18 protein-coding genes are annotated in these 17,281 nt (G+C 71.4%); 10 read left to right on the top strand and 8 right to left on the bottom strand.

The window, feature by feature from the left end; genetic code table 11:
- Positions 1-19: 19 nt before the first annotated feature.
- Positions 20-1,219, bottom strand: a complete 1,200-nt coding sequence (locus tag FVS66_RS03125; RefSeq protein ID WP_187645359.1) for a bifunctional adenosylcobinamide kinase/adenosylcobinamide-phosphate guanylyltransferase — start codon at positions 1,217-1,219, stop codon at positions 20-22.
- A gap of 91 nt (positions 1,220-1,310) precedes the next feature.
- On the opposite strand from FVS66_RS03125, the gene FVS66_RS03120 reads away from it, so the two are divergent.
- Entirely contained in the window at positions 1,311-1,517 is a 207-nt protein-coding gene (locus tag FVS66_RS03120) for a hypothetical protein (protein WP_149179406.1), read from the top strand.
- A gap of 109 nt (positions 1,518-1,626) precedes the next feature.
- Here FVS66_RS03120 and FVS66_RS03115 read toward each other — a convergent pair whose 3' ends face one another.
- From FVS66_RS03115 to FVS66_RS03105, 3 genes are all read right to left on the bottom strand, one after another.
- Positions 1,627-2,721, bottom strand: a complete 1,095-nt coding sequence (locus FVS66_RS03115; protein WP_149179405.1) for a S1C family serine protease — start codon at positions 2,719-2,721, stop codon at positions 1,627-1,629.
- A gap of 83 nt (positions 2,722-2,804) precedes the next feature.
- Positions 2,805-3,539: a methyltransferase domain-containing protein gene (locus FVS66_RS03110; RefSeq protein ID WP_149179423.1), complete on the bottom strand. Its 735-nt coding sequence runs from the start codon at positions 3,537-3,539 to the stop codon at positions 2,805-2,807.
- 59 nt (positions 3,540-3,598) lie between these two features.
- Complete coding sequence (locus FVS66_RS03105) at positions 3,599-4,195, bottom strand: DUF3043 domain-containing protein (RefSeq protein WP_149179404.1); 597 nt, start codon at positions 4,193-4,195, stop codon at positions 3,599-3,601.
- Between the two features lie 255 nt (positions 4,196-4,450).
- Here FVS66_RS03105 and FVS66_RS03100 point away from each other — a divergent pair, with 255 nt between their 5' ends.
- From FVS66_RS03100 to FVS66_RS03085, 4 genes are all read left to right on the top strand, one after another.
- Positions 4,451-5,245: a PspA/IM30 family protein gene (locus FVS66_RS03100; protein ID WP_149179403.1), complete on the top strand. Its 795-nt coding sequence runs from the start codon at positions 4,451-4,453 to the stop codon at positions 5,243-5,245.
- Positions 5,246-5,257: 12 nt separating this feature from the next.
- Positions 5,258-5,539, top strand: a complete 282-nt coding sequence (locus tag FVS66_RS03095; RefSeq protein WP_149179402.1) for a PspA-associated protein PspAA — start codon at positions 5,258-5,260, stop codon at positions 5,537-5,539.
- Between the two features lie 79 nt (positions 5,540-5,618).
- Positions 5,619-6,944 (top strand): sensor histidine kinase, encoded by a 1,326-nt coding sequence (locus FVS66_RS03090; protein ID WP_149179401.1) that lies wholly within the window; start codon positions 5,619-5,621, stop codon positions 6,942-6,944.
- A complete protein-coding gene (locus FVS66_RS03085; protein ID WP_149179400.1) occupies positions 6,941-7,648 on the top strand; it encodes a response regulator transcription factor in 708 nt (235 codons plus the stop codon). Before FVS66_RS03090 ends, FVS66_RS03085 begins: the two co-directional genes overlap by 4 nt.
- A gap of 58 nt (positions 7,649-7,706) precedes the next feature.
- Here the strand turns inward: FVS66_RS03085 and nadA are convergent, their stop codons facing one another.
- Positions 7,707-8,894, bottom strand: a complete 1,188-nt coding sequence (nadA, locus tag FVS66_RS03080) for a quinolinate synthase NadA (protein ID WP_149179399.1) — start codon at positions 8,892-8,894, stop codon at positions 7,707-7,709.
- A gap of 238 nt (positions 8,895-9,132) precedes the next feature.
- On the opposite strand from nadA, the gene FVS66_RS03070 reads away from it, so the two are divergent.
- On the top strand, positions 9,133-9,489 hold the full coding sequence (locus tag FVS66_RS03070) for an iron-sulfur cluster assembly accessory protein (protein ID WP_149179397.1): 357 nt from the start codon (positions 9,133-9,135) through the stop codon (positions 9,487-9,489).
- 75 nt (positions 9,490-9,564) lie between these two features.
- On the opposite strand, the gene FVS66_RS03065 is transcribed toward FVS66_RS03070, so the two are convergent.
- Positions 9,565-11,037, bottom strand: a complete 1,473-nt coding sequence (locus tag FVS66_RS03065) for a hypothetical protein (RefSeq protein WP_187645358.1) — start codon at positions 11,035-11,037, stop codon at positions 9,565-9,567.
- Positions 11,038-11,143: 106 nt separating this feature from the next.
- Entirely contained in the window at positions 11,144-11,350 is a 207-nt protein-coding gene (locus tag FVS66_RS03060) for a hypothetical protein (RefSeq protein ID WP_149179396.1), read from the bottom strand.
- Positions 11,351-11,479: 129 nt separating this feature from the next.
- Here FVS66_RS03060 and FVS66_RS03055 point away from each other — a divergent pair, with 129 nt between their 5' ends.
- Positions 11,480-12,454: a carbohydrate kinase family protein gene (locus FVS66_RS03055; protein ID WP_149179395.1), complete on the top strand. Its 975-nt coding sequence runs from the start codon at positions 11,480-11,482 to the stop codon at positions 12,452-12,454.
- A gap of 24 nt (positions 12,455-12,478) precedes the next feature.
- Here FVS66_RS03055 and FVS66_RS03050 read toward each other — a convergent pair whose 3' ends face one another.
- The gene (locus FVS66_RS03050; protein ID WP_149179394.1) at positions 12,479-13,864 is read right to left on the bottom strand and encodes a cysteine desulfurase/sulfurtransferase TusA family protein; all 1,386 of its coding nucleotides are present in this window, start codon (positions 13,862-13,864) and stop codon (positions 12,479-12,481) included.
- A gap of 269 nt (positions 13,865-14,133) precedes the next feature.
- Here FVS66_RS03050 and coxB point away from each other — a divergent pair, with 269 nt between their 5' ends.
- The 3 genes from coxB to FVS66_RS03035 are packed head-to-tail and all read left to right on the top strand — an operon-like array spanning position 14,134 to position 17,242.
- Positions 14,134-15,102 carry a cytochrome c oxidase subunit II gene (gene coxB / locus FVS66_RS03045; RefSeq protein ID WP_149179393.1) on the top strand — a complete coding sequence of 323 codons (969 nt, stop codon included), beginning with the start codon at positions 14,134-14,136 and terminating at the stop codon, positions 15,100-15,102.
- Entirely contained in the window at positions 15,099-16,847 is a 1,749-nt protein-coding gene (gene ctaD / locus FVS66_RS03040) for a cytochrome c oxidase subunit I (RefSeq protein ID WP_149179392.1), read from the top strand. Before coxB ends, ctaD begins: the two co-directional genes overlap by 4 nt.
- A complete protein-coding gene (locus tag FVS66_RS03035) occupies positions 16,844-17,242 on the top strand; it encodes a cytochrome c oxidase subunit 4 (protein WP_149179391.1) in 399 nt (132 codons plus the stop codon). The genes ctaD and FVS66_RS03035 overlap by 4 nt, the downstream gene beginning before the upstream one ends.
- Positions 17,243-17,281: the final 39 nt, after the last annotated feature.

Raw genomic sequence — 17,281 nt, 5'->3', positions numbered from 1 at the left:
ACCGGGCCCCGGAAGACGGTCACCCGCGCAGCACGAGAACCTGCCCCGACACGACGAACAACACCTGCTCGCACTCGTCGGCGAAGGCGGCGTTGAGCCTCCCGAGCTCGTCCCGGAACCGCCGCCCGGCCGGGGTGGCGGGCACGACACCGCCGCCGACCTCGTTCGTGACGGCGACGACGGTACGGGAGGTGGCGCGGACGGCGGCGGTGAGTTCGGCGACCCGTTCGCGCAACGCCTTCTCGCCGGTGTGCTCCCAGGTGTCGTCGTCCCAGGCGCCGGCCCTGTCCATGGCATCCGTGAGCCAGAGGGAGAGACAGTCGATCAGCAGGGGAGGCCCGCTCGCGGCGAGCATCGGAGCGACCTCACAGGTCTCCTCCGTACGCCAGGACCCCGGCCGCCGGTCCCGGTGGGCGCCCACCCGGGCGGCCCACTCGGCGTCGCCGTCCCGGCTGCCGCCGGTCGCCACGTAGACGACGTCGGGGAACGACTCCAGGCGCCGCTCCGCCTCCAGGGACTTACCGGACCGGGCGCCGCCCGTGACGAGCGTGCGGCGCGGCAGGAGCGGCGCCTCCCGGTACGCGCCGACCGTCAGCGACGTCCCGTCGGGCACCGCCCGCGCGCCGGCGGAGGCGAGCCGCCGGTCGAGCTCGTGCCCGGGCGGTACGTCGTGGTCGAGGTGTGCGGCGAGCACGTCGGTGTCCCGGCCGACACCGCCGACCGCCCGCAGCCGGGCCAGCGCGTCGGGTCGGCCGACGACGTCGGCGACGACGAGGTCGTAAGGACGCCGCTGCCGCGCCGCCCCGGCGGGGGCGCCCCCTCGCGGCAGGTGGAGGAGGCGGACGCCCTCCGGGGAGGTCACCTCGTACCCGGTGCCGGGGGCGTCCATGGGCACGGCGCGTACGCGGTGGCCGCTGATCAGTGTGAGCTCGCGCCCGTCCGGCACGCGGCCCGCTGTGGGGAGGCCGGCGGGGAGCTCGACGGCGGGGCCGTCGTGCGGGTGGGTCAGCAGGACCTGCCGCACCCCGGAGAGCGTGTGGCCGGCCCGCGCGGCGGCGAGGGCGGCGCCCGGGGTGAGGTCGAGCAGCAGCGCCCCGTCCACGAGCAGCGAGGTCGCGGCACGCGCGTGCGGGCCCCGGGCGGTGGCGCACACGGCGCAGGGGCAGCCGGGTCTGGGGAGCCCGGTGGGGGCACCGGTGCCGAGCAGAGTCAGTTCCACGTACTGATCCTCCCGCGTGCCCCGCACGACTGCGCGCCCGGCTACGCTGCGGGCAGGAAACCGCACAGGTGGTAGGACCCGGGAGGCGCACATGGCATGGACGTGGCGGTTCGAGAAGTCCGACGGCACGGAGGTGGAGCCGGCGGTGACGCCCGAGGAGTTCACCACCCAGGGCGACGCCGAGTCCTGGGTCGGCGAGCAGTGGCGTGACCTCCTGGACGGCGGCGCCGACCAGGTCACCCTCTACGAGGACGACACCAAGATCTACGGCCCCATGCCCTTGAACGCCGAAGGCTGAACCGACGTCGTCCCGTTGTGGGCACGCGTTCCGCCGACGGGAACGGGTGGGCACAACGGGACAGTGCCCCGCCCGGCGGCGCGCCGGTGGTCCGGCCGGGGAGTGGCGGCTATATCTCGCCCAGTGTCGCCTGGACGGAGCGGGACCTGCCCTCGCGAACGAAGGTCACCTTCACCTCGTCCCCGGGCTGCAGCCCCGCCAACGCCTCCAGAAGCGACTGGATCGTCGTGATCTCCGCATCCCCCAACCGGGTGATGATGTCCCCCACCCGCAGCCCCGCCTCCTGCGCCGCCCCACCCTCCAGCACCCGCACCACCGAGACGCCCGTCGGCCGGTAGTCGGCGTCCAGCACGGTCCGCCCGGAGATGTCGAGAGCCGCCCGCCCGGAGTCCCTCACGCGCCCGTACTTCACGATCTGGTCGGCGACCGTCCGCACCGTCGACACCGGGATGGCGAAACCGATCCCGGGCGCGGCACCCCCGCCCACCTGCGGGTCGACCGCCGCGAGTGTCGGGATGCCGATGACCTCGCTGTCCAGGTCGACCAGCGCGCCCCCGCTGTTGCCGGGGTTGATCGGCGCGGACGTCTGGATCATGTTGGCGATCGTCGCGCCCGTGCCCCCGCCCGTGCGGCTCTCGCTGACGGTGCGCCCGATCGCCGAGACGATGCCCTGTGTGACGCTGCCGGACAGACCGAGCGGCGCCCCCATCGCAAGGACGATCTGCCCCACCGCCACCTCCGACGCGTCGCCGAACTTCGCGGGCCGCACGCCCGCCGGCGGGTCGCCCTCCAGCCTGATGACGGCGAGGTCCTGCTCCGGGTAGCTCGACACGAGCCGAGCGCTCACCGGCTGCTCCCGGGTGGCCACCGTGACGCGGAAGCTCCGTGCGCTGCCGACGACATGAGCGTTCGTCACGATGTGCCCCCGCCCGTCGTAGACGATCCCGGACCCCAGGCTGTCGCCCGCCTCGATGGTCACGACCGACGGCAGCACGTTCTTGATCACGTTCTGGTAGTCGTTCTGCAGGTCGTCCGCCTGCCTCGGTGCCACGGCCTTCGCCGTCGTCGCACGCGGCTCCGCCATGGCCGGGCCGGCGTGCGGTACGGCCGAGCAGCCGCCGAGCAGGGCGGCCACGCAGACTGCGGCGACGGCGGGCAGCGGCGGTGGCAGCGCGCGCGCACGCAGCGGGGCAAGGGCATCCATGCCCGGAGTATCCCTTTCATCCCCCTGTCCCGGCCCGTACAGCGCATCCGATCAGGGGGATGAGGGGTTCGGCCCCTCCGGGGTCAGCCGCGTACGCCACACAGGTGCAGCAGCGCCGCCACCCTGCGGTACGGGTCCGTGCGCCCCGCCCGGTCCTCCGCCGCGAGCAGCCGCTCCAGGTCCTCGGCCGGGGGCAGCCCCTGGTCCTTGGAAACGTTGTCGCTGAGGACCCGTACGCCGTACCACGCCTGCAGCGGCGCGGCGATGCCGGCCATGGTGGCCGTCAGCGTCTCAAGGCGGTCGGCGCGCACCGGCAGCCCGAGGCCGCTCGTGTAGCGGTCGGACTCGAACGCCGCGAGGGCACCCGACCAGTCCCCGGCCAGCCCCGGCCGCAGGGCCAGCGCGTCCGCGTTCCGTACGACCAGGGACAGCAGGCCGCCGGGCGCCAGCATCCGGGCCAGCCCGGCCAGCATGGCGTCCGGCTCCTCCACGTACATGAGGACGCCGTGGCAGAGCACCACGTCGAAGCTGCCCGGCAGGAAGTGGACACCGGTCTCCCGGCCGTCCCCCTCGATCAGCCGGACGCGCTCGCGGATGCCGGCGGGTTCGGTCGCCAGCGCCTCGCGGGCGGTCCTCAGCATCTCGGCGTCGGCCTCCAGGCCGGTCACCGTGTGGCCGGCCCTGGCCAGTCGCAGTGCCTGCGTGCCCTGGCCCATGCCGACGTCGAGTATCCGCAGCCGCTGGCCCACCGGGTAGCGGGCCGCTATCTGCTCATCCAGCTGGCGCGCGACGAGTTCCTGGCGGACCGTGTTGCGCAGTCCTCCGAGCCCGTCCGGCCAGACGGCCGATGCGCCTCCGAATCCGGAGACCTCAGTGCTCAGGGTCGCTCTCCCCGTTTGACCTGCGGCTTCGGCAGCCGCAGCCGACGGATCTGGAGGCTGCGCATCAGGGCGTAGGCCACCGCGCCGCGCTTCGGCTCGTTCGGGAAGCGCTGCTTGAGCTGCTTCTTCAGCCGGACCGCCAGACCGATCGAGTCGATGACGATCAGCACGATCACGCCCATCCACAGCAGCGTGGCGATGGTCTGCATCTGCCCGGCCCGGATCAGGGACAGAACGAGGATGACCACGGCCAGCGGCAGGAACATCTCGGCGATGAAGAACCGCGAGTCGACGAAGTCCCGTACGAACCGGCGGACCGGCCCACGGTCACGGGCGGGCAGGAAGCGCTCGTCGCCGCCCGCCAGCGCCTCGCGCTGGCGGGCCAGGTCGGCACGGCGCGCCTCACGCTGGCGGCGCATCGCCTCCTTGCGGTCGAGCGCGGGAGTCACCGCCCGGCGGCGCTGGGACTGGGCCTCACTCCGCTTCGGGGTAGGGCGACCCTTCGGGGCCTGCGGGTCACGGGGCTGCTTGGAGAGGTCCGCCGTCACCTTGCCGGTGGGGGCCTTCTCTTCCTTCGAACGGCTACGGAACACAAAGCCCAAGGGTACGGGGTACCGCGCATGGACCCCACCCCGGCGGGGAACGATCCGGCAACAGCCTGCGTCCCCTGAGACAGCAGGGTCCCCGATCTCCGTCTACTCCTTGGGCTGGAGAGGGAGACGACGGCAGTCGTTCTTGGGGATGAGCGCATCGGCGCTCGAACAGTGCGGTAATGGAAGCAGGGCCCGTAGTGTGGGTTCTGTCGGAGTGCTGCAGCCGAGTCGGTAAGAAGGGGGCGCGCGAAGCCCATGAGCGGTGTGATGAAGCGTATGGGGATGATCTTCCGCGCGAAGGCGAACAAGGCCCTGGACCGGGCCGAGGACCCGCGCGAGACCCTCGACTACTCGTACCAGAAACAGCTGGAGCTGCTCCAGAAGGTGCGCCGCGGCGTTGCCGACGTGGCGACCTCGCGCAAGCGCCTGGAGCTCCAGCTGAACCAGTTGCAGAGCCAGTCGACCAAGCTGGAGGACCAGGGCCGCAAGGCGCTGGCGCTGGGCCGTGAGGACCTGGCGCGTGAGGCGCTGTCGCGGCGCGCCGCCCTGCAGCAGCAGGTCACGGACCTGGAGACGCAGCACCAGACCCTGCAGGGCGAGGAGGAGAAGCTCACGCTCGCCGCACAGCGGCTGCAGGCCAAGGTCGACGCCTTCCGTACGAAGAAGGAGACCATCAAGGCCACCTACACGGCGGCGCAGGCGCAGACCCGGATCGCGGAGTCGTTCTCCGGGATCTCGGAGGAGATGAGCGACGTCGGTGTCGCCATCCAGCGCGCCGAGGACAAGACCGCGCAGCTCCAGGCGCGTGCGGGTGCCATCGACGAGCTCCTCGCCTCCGGCGCCCTGGACGACCAGTCCGGCCTGGCGAAGGACGACCTCCAGGCCGAGCTGGACCGCCTGTCGGGCGGCACGGACGTGGAGCTGGAGCTCCAGCGCATGAAGGCGGAGCTGGCGGGCGGTACGACGCCCCAGCAGCAGATCGAGGGTGGCAACGGCACGCAGCAGGACCAGAGCCGCCAGCAGTCGCAGCCGAGGTTCGACAAGCAGTAAGGACGGCGCGTCATGATCGTAAGGATCATGGGGGAGGGCCAGGTGAAGCTGGCCGACAGCCACTTCGCCGAACTGGACAAGCTCGACGACGAGCTGCTCGAGGAGATGGAGACCGGTGACGGCACCGGTTTCCGCCGGACCCTGCACGCGCTCCTGGACAAGGTCCGCGAACTGGGCGAGCCGCTCCCCGACGACTCCCTGGAGCCGTCCGAGCTGATCCTCCCGGCCCCCGACGCAACCCTGGAGGACGTCCGGTCCTTCCTCTCCGACGACGGCCTGTTCCCATCGGCGTAGCGCGGTTGCCGCAGGTGGGCGCCGGTGGGCGTCGCACGACGGGACGGCTGCCGGCCCCGCTGGCCTACCCTCGCTGTCTGTGACGTCCATCGGAAACGCGCTGGTGCGCGGGCGTGGCTGGCTGCGGGACCATCCGCTGGCCTTCGACACCGCGCTCGCGGTCGCCGTGCTGGCCGCGATGATCATCGGTTCCTTCGCCGACCCGCACGGCAGCCGCACCGGCCCCGCGTTCGGCACCCGCACCCCCGGCCCCGGCAGCGTCGTGCTGATGACGCTCGGCGCGGCCGCGCTGGTGCGCCGCCGCCGGGCGCCCAAGCGGGTCCTGGCGTTCACGGGGGCCGTGACCGTCGCCGAGTTCGTGGCCGGAGACCCGCCCGCGCCGGTCGCGATGAGCGCCGTCGTCGCGCTCTACACCGTCGCGTCGCACACCGACCGCCCCACCACCTGGCGCCTCGGCCTGGTCACCATGACCGTCCTCACCGCCGCCGCCGTGTTCTTCGGCTCCGCCCCCTGGTACACCCAGCAGAACCTGGGCGTCTTCGCCTGGACGGGCATGGCCGCCGCGGCGGGCGACGCGGTCCGCAGCCGCCGCGCCTTCGTGGACGCGATGCGCGAGCGCGCCGAACGGGCCGAACGCACCCGCGAGGAGGAGGCCGGCCGCCGGGTCGCGGAGGAGCGCCTCCGTATCGCCCGCGACCTGCACGATGTCGTCGCCCACCACATCGCCCTGGTCAACGTCCAGGCCGGCGTCGCCGCCCACGTCATGGACAAGCGCCCCGACCAGGCAAAGGAAGCCCTGGCGCATGTCCGCGACGCCAGCCGCTCCGCCCTGGACGAGCTCCGCGCCACGGTCGGCCTGCTCCGCCAGTCGGGCGACCCGGAGGCGCCCACCGAGCCGGCCCCCGGCCTCGCCGTCCTGGACGACCTGCTGGACACCTTCCGCCACGCCGGCCTCCCCGTGGAGCTGGCTCGCACCGACCAGGACACCCGGCTGCCGGCCGCCGTCGACCTCGCCGCGTACCGCATCGTCCAGGAGGCGCTCACCAACGTCCGCAAGCACGCGGGCTCCGGCGCCACCGCAGAGGTGAGCGTCCTGCGCGTCGGCCGCACCATCGAGGTCACCGTCCTCGACAACGGCACCGAGGCGACGACCGGGGGGATCGGCGGAGAGACTCCCGGCGCGACCCCCGGCGAGACCGCCGGAGGGGCCCCCGGCGAGACCACCGGCGGGACCGCCGGAGGGGCTGCCGGAGGGGCACCCGGCGGGCACGGCCTCGTGGGCATGCGCGAGCGCGTCACCGCCCTCGGCGGCGCCCTCACCACGGGCCCCCGCTACGGCGGCGGCTTCCGCGTGCAGGCGATACTGCCTCTCACCACACGCTCTGGGGAGGCCCCGGCCATATGACGACGACCGAGCCGATCAAGGTGCTGCTCGCCGACGACCAGGCCCTGCTCCGCAGCGCGTTCAAGGTCCTCGTCGAGTCCGAGCCGGACATGCGGGTCGTCGGGGAGGCGTCGGACGGCGCCGAGGCGGTCGCCCTGGCCCGTACGACCACACCGGACGTCGTCCTCATGGACATCCGCATGCCCGGCACCGACGGCCTCGCCGCGACCCGCGCGATCACCGCCGACCCGGCCCTGGACCGGGTCCATGTGGTCATGCTGACCACCTTCGAGGTCGACGAGTACGTCGTGCAGTCGCTGCGCGCCGGGGCCTCAGGCTTCCTCGGCAAGGGCGCCGAACCCGACGAGCTCCTCAACGCCATCCGGATCGCCGCCGCCGGCGAGGCGCTGCTGTCGCCCGCCGCGACCAAGGGCCTCATCGCGGAGTTCCTCGCCCAGAGCGGCAACGGCGACTCCGGCCCGGACGGCGGCGACTCCGGCGTCCACGCCGAGCGGCTCGCCGCGCTCACTGTCCGCGAGCGCGAGGTCCTCGTCCATGTCGCGGGCGGCCTCACCAACGACGAGATCGCCGAGCGCCTGGAGGTCAGCCCGCTCACCGTCAAGACACATGTGAACCGCGCCATGGCCAAGCTCGGCGCCCGCGACCGCGCACAACTCGTCGTCGTCGCGTACGAGTCCGGGCTGGTGCGCCCCAGGGCGGACTGACGCACGAGGGGCGCCCCCACCGGGGGCGCCCCTCAGTACACGCGCGGCGCGCGACCGGCTACGGCAACGCCAGCATCCGCTCCAGCGCCAGCTTCGCGAAGCTCTCCGTCTCCCGGTCGACCTCGATCCGGTTGACCAGCTTCCCGTCCGCCAGCGACTCCAGCGCCCACACCAGGTGCGGCAGGTCGATCCGGTTCATCGTCGAGCAGAAGCACACCGTCCGGTCGAGGAACACGATCTCCTTGTCCTCGCTCGCGAAACGATTCGCCAGCCGCCGGACCAGGTTCAGCTCCGTGCCGATCGCCCACTTCGAGCCGGCCGGGGCCGCCTCCAGGGTCTTGATGATGTACTCCGTCGAGCCGACGTAGTCCGCGGCGGCCACGACCTCGTGCTTGCACTCCGGGTGGACGAGGACGTTCACGCCGGGGACGCGCTCACGGACCTCGTTCACCGAGTCCAGCGAGAACCGGCCGTGCACCGAGCAGTGGCCGCGCCAAAGGATCATCTTCGCGGCGCGCAGTTCCCCGGCCGTCAGCCCGCCGTTCGGCTTGTGCGGGTTGTAGACCACGCAGTCGGCCGGCGTCATACCCATGTCACGGACGGCGGTGTTCCGCCCGAGGTGCTGGTCCGGCAGGAAGAGGACCTTCTCGCCCTGCTCGAAGGCCCAGTCCAGCGCGCGCTTGGCGTTCGACGACGTACAGATCGTGCCGCCGTGCTTGCCGGTGAAGGCCTTGATGTCGGCGGAGGAGTTCATGTACGAGACCGGGACGGTCACGTCCGCGACGCCCGCCTCCGTCAGGACGTCCCAGCACTCCGCGACCTGCTCGGCGGTGGCCATGTCGGCCATCGAGCAGCCGGCGGCCAGGTCGGGCAGGACGACCTTCTGGGCGTCTCCGGTGAGGATGTCCGCCGACTCGGCCATGAAGTGCACACCGCAGAAGACGATGTACTCGGCCTCGGGCCGGGCCGCCGCGTCCCGGGCGAGCTTGAAGGAGTCGCCGGTGACGTCCGCGAACTGGATGACCTCGTCGCGCTGGTAGTGGTGGCCGAGGACGAAGACCTTGTCCCCGAGCTTCTCCTTGGCCGCGCGGGCGCGCTCCACCAGGTCCGGGTCGGACGGCGAGGGGAGATCGCCGGGGCAGTCCACGCCACGCTCGCTCTTGGGATCGGCCTCGCGGCCGAGCAGCAGCAGGGCGAGCGGCGTCGGCTGGACATCCAGGGGCTGGGCGGTGGTCACGTCACGCACCCTTTCTTCTGAGCCTTTTCGTCTAATTGACGCTATCTATCATAACCGGTTCACGTCACTTTGACGATGTCCATAGTGTCGATGTGACGAATTCGCTCTCCACAGGTCGGTGCTTGCGGACACGGTGGTGTGCGAGCATGAAAGGGATGAGACCGGGCACGCGGCCCGGAATGAATCGGCGGCCCCGCCGGTTGCAACCGTCGGCAAGCAGTCTCCGTACAACCCGGGAGAAAAGCAGATGTCCGTATCGGACGAGAAGACCACTGTCAGTGACGGCATCATCCTGTCGGACGCCGCCGCGGCCAAGGTCAAGGCCCTGCTCGACCAGGAAGGCCGCGAGGACCTGGCGCTCCGTGTCGCCGTTCAGCCGGGTGGCTGCTCCGGCCTGCGTTACCAGCTCTTCTTCGACGAGCGCTCCCTCGACGGCGACGTCGTCAAGGACTTCGACGGCGTCAAGGTCGTCACCGACCGCATGAGCGCCCCCTACCTCGGCGGCGCCTCCATCGACTTCGTCGACACCATCGAGAAGCAGGGCTTCACGATCGACAACCCGAACGCCACGGGTTCCTGCGCCTGCGGCGACTCCTTCAGCTGACCCGCTGACCACCAGGTCGTGCGAGCGAGGCGGCGGCCCCGGACCCTCCAGGTCCAGGGGCCGCCGCCTTTCGCGTCACTTCGCCGCGCCGTTCCGGGCGACCGGCTCGCCGGTGCCCGCGTCCACCACCTCACGGTCACCGAGCGGCCGCTCCAGCGTCACCGTCCCGCTCAGGTCGACGGCGAGTGAGATGCAGGCCGCCCCCAGCCGGAACGGCGTCTCGTACACCCGCACCTTCACCTGAGTGCCGGTCTCCTCGGCGCGCACGGTGTACCAGGAGCACACCCCGCCCGAGAAGTGCACCCGCAGTGTCCGGTCGTGCACGGAGTACCCGGTGGCCGTCGGCCCCGCCACCCCGTCCTGGCCCGGCTCGGGCGCCAGCCGCTCGACCGGCACCGCCGGGAAGGCGAACCGGACCTGCTCGCCGCCGCGCCGCTCGCCCTCGAACAGCCACGACGGCACCAGGGCGGCGCGTCCCTTCTCCTGCTGCCCGGCCAGGCCGAAGACCGCCTTCCTGATCAGTACGACCTCCTCGGGGGCCCGTGCCGGCTTCCCCGGGTCGGCCGTTCCGGACCGCGGATCGCAGGGGTCGGCCGCCCTGCTCGGGTCCGTACCCGCACCGGCGGTGCCGTCCACGTCCGCCCGGGCATCGCCGCCCTCCAGCGGTACCGGGGTCGCACAGCCGCCGAACCCGCCGCGCGGCGGTGCGGAGACCGCCCGGTTGAGCGCCCTCACCGTCTCCTCCGCGCTCATCACCGGATACTCGGGACCCCGGGCCGGCTCCGTCAGATACCCGCTCGCCCTTGAGACCCCGCCACCCCCGTCCACGGTGATCCTGGTAGCCCAGTCCCGCGTGGGCAGCCCGCCCACCACCGGATCGGCGGTGACGATCCGCAGCGCGTCCACGACCTCCGTGGCGTCCACGGGGGCGCTCCCCAGCCCGAGGCCCTTCAGCACCGGAGCGGCGGCCCTCTTCGCCGCCTCCTCGCTCACCGGCTCGCCGTCGGCGCCCTGGTGGCCGCAGGGTTTGCCCTTCGGGCAGTCGTCGGAACGGGGCCCGTTCGCCTCGTACTCCCAGCGGCCCGGCGCCTTGTCGTAGACCCGCAGGATCGCGCCCGAACCGTCCTTGTCCGGGCCGACGCGCCAGCCGAACACGTCGTCCCGCTGCGGGGACCCGCTCATGCCGAGCGCCCTGGCCAGGCGCTCCACGTCCGCGGCGGTGACCGTCCCCTGCGGCCGGTACGCGTGGGCCTTGTCCGGCCCCTGCGGCAGTTCGCCGGCCACCCGGTAGCGCCCGCCGTCGTTCGGGTCCGGCTCGCCCGGGGCGATGCCCGGGGCCGTGCCGCCGGGCGACGGCGACAGCGCCGGGCCCCCGCGCGCGTCGGCGGCGGTCGCCGTCCGCTCGCCGCCGCCCGCGCGGTCGGTCGAGGCCACGGCAAGATACGTCCCGCCGCCCCCGGCGACCAGGACCGCCGCCGCCATCAAGGAGACGGCGAAAGGCGAGCGCCGCCGCTCCGGACGTACGTCTGTGGTCTCCGTCTCGCTCACCGCAACGCTCCTTCGTCGGTCCACGTCCCCCGTCGTATCCCCTTGACGGGAGGCACGGGTGGGACGGAGCGGACGGGCGAGCGGTTCCGTACGCCTTCCGGGTGTCTCAGCCGCCGTACTCGGCCGTGGCGTCGATCAGCCGGACCGAGGAGGGCTCCACCACCACCCCGTGGATCAGCGAAGGCGGTACGGGCACGGGCGCGCCCTCCGCCGGAACGGCCCAGTGCGGCGCCATCCGCGCGGAGTCCCCGCGCAGCTCGTCCAGAGTGAAGTCCGGCTCGGGCCGCTCACGTGACGTGATGAGGTTCGACATAACGGCACGGTACGCACGTCCCACCGGACCCGAGAAGACCTACTATCGGGTAGTTTCCGCTGTTCGCATGCGCCGCAGGACCCGGTAGCGTGAACCGTCAACGCCGTCTCCCCGCAGGAGCATCCCGCCGTGCGTATCGCAGTCACCGGCTCCATCGCCACCGACCACCTCATGACCTTCCCCGGCCGATTCGCCGACCAGCTCGTCGCCGATCAGCTGCACACGGTCTCCCTCTCCTTCCTCGTCGACAACCTCGACGTCCGCAGGGGAGGCGTCGGCGCGAACATCTGCTTCGGCATGGGGCAGCTCGGCACCCGCCCCGTCCTCGTCGGCGCGGCCGGCTCCGACTTCGACGAGTACCGCGCCTGGCTCGACCGGCACGGCGTGGACACCGGCTCCGTGCGGATCTCCGAGGTGCTGCACACCGCGCGTTTCGTCTGCACCACCGACGCCGACCACAACCAGATCGGCTCCTTCTACACCGGCGCCATGAGCGAGGCCCGCCTCATCGAGCTCAAGTCCGTCGCCGACCGCGTCGGCGGCCTCGACCTCGTCCTCATCGGCGCCGACGACCCCGAGGCGATGCTCCGCCACACCGAGGAGTGCCGGACCCGCGCGATCCCCTTCGCCGCCGACTTCTCCCAGCAGATCGCCCGGATGAGCGGCGACGAGATCCGCACCCTCCTCGACGGCGCCACCTACCTCTTCTCCAACGAGTACGAGAAGGGCCTCATCGAGACCAAGACCGGCTGGACCGACGAGGAGATCCTCGCCCGTGTCGGCCACCGCGTCACCACCCTCGGCTCCCGCGGTGTGCGCATCGAGCGGGCCGGCGAGCCGGTCATCGAGGTCGGCTGCCCGGACGAGGAGGCCAAGGTCGACCCGACCGGCGTCGGCGACGCGTTCCGCGCGGGCTTCCTCTCCGGCCTCTCCTGGGGCGTCGGCCACGAGCGCGCCGCCCAGGTCGGCTGCATGCTCGCCACGCTGGTCATCGAGACCCTCGGCACCCAGGAGTACACCCTGCGCCGCGCCCACTTCATGGAGCGCTTCACCAAGACGTACGGCGACGAGGCCGCCGCCGAGGTCCGGACCCACCTCGCGTAACGAGACGCCGCGTAACGCGACGTCTCACCTCAGCCGGCGGACCACATAGGCCGACCCCCGGTCCGCCGGCTCCTCACCCACGTACTCCTGGCCCCGCATCTCGCACCACGCCGGGATGTCGAGCCGCGCCGCCGTGTCGTCGGCGAGCACCCGCACCGTCCCGCCGACCGGCACGTCGCCGATCACCTTCGCCAGCTCGATCACCGGGACCGGGCACCGCTTCCCGACCGCGTCGACGACCAGCGCCCCGCCCTCGTCGGTAGCCGCCACCGGGCCGGACGCCGGCGCCCCGAGCTGCTCCCGTACGCCGGCCACCACACCCGGCAGCGCCTCCAGGAACCGGTCCACCTCCGCCTCTGCGACCCCCAGCGGCAGCGACACCCGGACGTTCCCCTCCGAGAGCACGCCCATGGCGCGCAGGACATGGCTGGGCGTCAGCGTCGAACTCGTACAGGACGAACCGGACGAAACCGAGAAACCCACACGATCCAGCTCGTGCAGCAGTGTCTCCCCGTCGACATAGAGACACGAGAACGTGACCAGGTGCGGCAGCCGCAGCTCCGGATCGCCCACCACCTCCACGTCCGGCACCGACTCCCGCACCCGCGCCCGGATCCGCTCCACCAGCCCGCGCAGCCGCGCCGACTCGGCCGCCGCCTCGTCCCGCACGGCCCGCAGCGAGGCCGCCGCCGCCACGATGCCCGGAATGTTCTCGAACCCGGCCGACCGCCCCGACTCCCGCTCGTCCGCGGGCCCCTGAGTGGCGAACCGCACACCCTTCCGTACGGCGAGCAGCCCCACACCCGCGGGCCCGCCCCACTTGTGCGCACTGGCGGCGAGCAGCGACCAGTCACCCGCCACGGGCCCCCACCCCAGCGACTGGGCGGCGTCCACCAGCAGCGGCACCCCCGCCGCCCGGCACGCCCCCGCCACCTCGGCGACCGGCTGCACCGTGCCCACCTCGTGGTTGGCGGACTGGAGACACGCCAGCGCCGTGTCACCGCGCAGAGCCGCCGCGTACGCCTCCGGGGCCACCGCCCCGGACCGCTCCACCGGCACCTCGGTCACCGCCCCGCCGGCCGCCTCGTGCGCGGCCGCGGCGTGCAGCACCGACGAGTGCTCCACCGTCGACACGACCAGGTGGCGCCCCGCCCGGCGCCGCCCGGCGAGCGCCCCCGCGATCCCGGAATGGACCGCATGCGACCCCGATGGAGTGAACGTCAGCTCGTCGGGGCGACATCCCACGGCCTCCGCGGCGGCCTCCCGGGCGGCGTCCAGCAGCATCCGCGCACGGCGGCCCTCCCGGTACAGCCGAGCGGGATCGGCCCAGCCCTCGTCCAGCGACGCCTGCAACGCCTGCCGGGCGACGGGGTGGAGGGGAGCTGAGGAGGCGACGTCGAAATAGACCACGGGCCCACGCTAACTCCGTTGTGTCCGAGCGGCGGCGAGTGGCCGCCGCGGCTCCCGGAGTCAGAGCTTCCAGACGCCTCCGACCTGCGCAGTCAACCCGAAAGAGGGGTGCGGCGGCGCGTTGGGCACCCTCCCCGCGCGACGCCAAATAGCGTCCAGTAGGGTTTGGTCCGCATAAACATCCAAACCCCTGCCCGCGTCAGGGCCGGCGACCGACCAGCGAGACGGCCGCAGCCGACCCGCGGGCGAGACTCTCGGGAAGGCGCTACGTGAGTCCCAACGGCTCCGACCGCTCGTCGCGGCGCCCGATGCGGCGGAAGCTGCCGCAGGTGCTGACTGCGGGCCTGATCCTGGCTACCGCCTCCGGTTGCTCGTACAACTGGGAGGACTTCCCCCGCCTCGGTATGCCCACCCCGGTGACGGAAGAGGCCCCGCGGATCCTCTCCCTCTGGCAGGGCTCGTGGGCGGCAGCGCTCGCCACGGGCGTGCTCGTGTGGGGTCTGATCCTGTGGAGCGTCATCTTCCACCGGCGCAGCCGCACCAAGGTCGAGGTTCCTCCGCAGACCCGGTACAACATGCCCATCGAGGCGCTGTACACGGTCACCCCGCTCATCATCGTCTCGGTGCTCTTCTACTTCACCGCGCGCGATGAGTCCAAGCTCCTGGCCCTCTCCGACAAGCCGGCGCACACCATCAACGTGGTCGGCTACCAGTGGAGCTGGGGCTTCAACTACATCGAGAACGTGGACGGCGACGCCGCCACGGGCACCGAGGTCCCCAAGGAGCTCGGCGCCATTCCGGACAAGTGGCAGAAGCAGTTCCCCGCGGGTGCCGAGGGCGTCTACGACGCCGGTATCCCCGGGACGCGGAACCCGCAGACCGGCAACCCGGGCCCGACCCTGTGGCTGCCGAAGGGGGAGAAGGTCCGGTTCGTCCTGACCTCTCGTGACGTCATCCACTCGTTCTGGGTGGTCCCCTTCCTGATGAAGCAGGACGTCATCCCCGGCCACACCAACGCCTTCGAGGTGACCCCCACGCAGGAGGGCACCTTCCTGGGCAAGTGCGCCGAGCTCTGCGGCGTCGACCACTCCCGGATGCTCTTCAACGTCAAGGTCGTCTCCCCGGAGCGCTACCAGCAGCACCTGAAGGAGCTGGCCGAGAAGGGGCAGACCGGCTACATCCCGTCGGGCATTGAGCAGACGGACCCGGCCAGGAATGCGGAGAAGAACCAACTGTGAGCATCCTCAACGAACCTCAGGGTGCCGCCGAGGCAGCTGACGGCTCGAAGGAGCCGTACGAGAACGAGCTGCCCGTACGGCGCAAGCAGCCAGGCAATGTCGTCGTGAAGTGGCTGACCACCACCGACCACAAGACGATCGGCACGCTCTACCTGGTCACCTCGTTCGTCTTCTTCTGCGTCGGCGGCGTCATGGCGCTGTTCATGCGGGCCGAGCTCGCTCGCCCCGGCACGCAGATCATGTCGAACGAGCAGTTCAACCAGGCGTTCACGATGCACGGCACGATCATGCTGCTGATGTTCGCGACGCCGCTGTTCGCCGGATTCGCGAACTGGATCATGCCGCTGCAGATCGGCGCGCCCGACGTGGCGTTCCCGCGGCTGAACATGTTCGCCTACTGGCTGTACCTCTTCGGCTCGATCATCGCCGTGGCGGGCTTCCTCACCCCCCAGGGCGCGGCCGACTTCGGCTGGTTCGCCTACGCCCCGCTCTCGGACGCGATCCACTCGCCGGGCGTCGGCGGTGACATGTGGATCATGGGTCTGGCCTTCTCCGGCTTCGGTACGATCCTCGGCTCGGTGAACTTCATCACCACGATCATCTGCATGCGCGCACCCGGCATGACGATGTTCCGGATGCCGATCTTCACCTGGAACGTGCTGCTGACCGGTGTCCTGGTCCTGCTGGCCTTCCCGGTCCTCGCCGCCGCGCTCTTCGCGCTGGAGGCCGACCGCAAGTTCGGCTCGCACATCTTCGACCCGGCCAACGGCGGTGCCCTGCTGTGGCAGCACCTCTTCTGGTTCTTCGGTCACCCCGAGGTGTACATCATCGCGCTGCCGTTCTTCGGCATCGTCTCGGAGATCGTCCCGGTCTTCAGCCGTAAGCCGATGTTCGGCTACATCGGCCTGATCGCCGCGACCATCGCGATCGCGGGTCTGTCCGTGACGGTGTGGGCGCACCACATGTACGTCACCGGCGGCGTGCTGCTGCCGTTCTTCTCCTTCATGACGTTCCTCATCGCGGTCCCGACCGGTGTGAAGTTCTTCAACTGGATCGGCACGATGTGGAAGGGCTCGCTCTCCTTCGAGACGCCGATGCTCTGGACGGTCGGCTTCCTGGTCACCTTCACCTTCGGTGGTCTGACGGGTGTGATCCTCGCGTCGCCGCCGATGGACTTCCACGTCTCCGACTCGTACTTCGTGGTCGCGCACTTCCACTACGTCGTCTTCGGCACCGTGGTGTTCGCGATGTTCGCCGGATTCCACTACTGGTGGCCGAAGTTCACCGGCAAGATGCTGGACGAGCGCCTCGGCAAGATCACCTTCTGGACGCTGTTCATCGGCTTCCACGGCACGTTCCTCGTCCAGCACTGGCTGGGCGCCGAGGGCATGCCGCGCCGCTACGCGGACTACCTGGCCGCGGACGGCTTCACCGCGCTGAACACGATCTCCACGATCAGCTCGTTCCTGCTCGGCCTGTCGATCCTGCCGTTCTTCTACAACGTCTGGAAGACCGCCAAGTACGGCAAGAAGATCGAGGTCGACGACCCGTGGGGTTACGGCCGGTCGCTGGAGTGGGCGACGTCCTGCCCGCCGCCGCGCCACAACTTCCTCACGCTGCCGCGTATTCGCTCCGAATCCCCGGCGTTCGACCTGCACCACCCTGAGATCGCGGCGCTCGACCAGCTCGAGAACCAGGGTCGTACGGACACCGCGCTGGTCGGTGGCAAGGAGGCCGGCAAGTGAAGATCCAGGGCAAGATGTTCATCTGGCTGAGCTTCTTCATCCTGGCCATGGCCGTCCTGTACGGCCTGTGGTCGAAGGAGCCGGTCGGCACCACGGCGCTCTTCATGGCCTTCGGTCTGGCGATCATGGTCGGCTACTACCTGGCCTTCACGGCCCGGCGAGTGGACGCCATGGCCCAGGACGACAAGGAGGCCGATGTCGCGGACGAGGCCGGCGAGCTCGGCTTCTTCTCGCCGCACAGCTGGCAGCCGCTCTCCCTGGGGATCGGTGGTGCCCTGGCCTTCCTGGGCGTCGCCCTCGACTGGTGGCTGATGTTCTTCGCGCTGCCGGTCATCCTGATCGGCGTGTGGGGCTGGGTCTTCGAGTACTACCGGGGCGAGAACCAGAACCAGTAAGGCTCCCGCAGCGGTGAAGGGCCCGGCGGACTCCGAACG

Origin of the sequence: Streptomyces sp. TRM49041, assembly GCF_008271805.1 — a bacterium.
GTDB lineage: Bacteria > Actinomycetota > Actinomycetes > Streptomycetales > Streptomycetaceae > Streptomyces.
The sequence above is the reverse complement of the archived record's forward strand: the minus strand, read 5'-3'. Positions and strand labels throughout refer to the sequence as shown.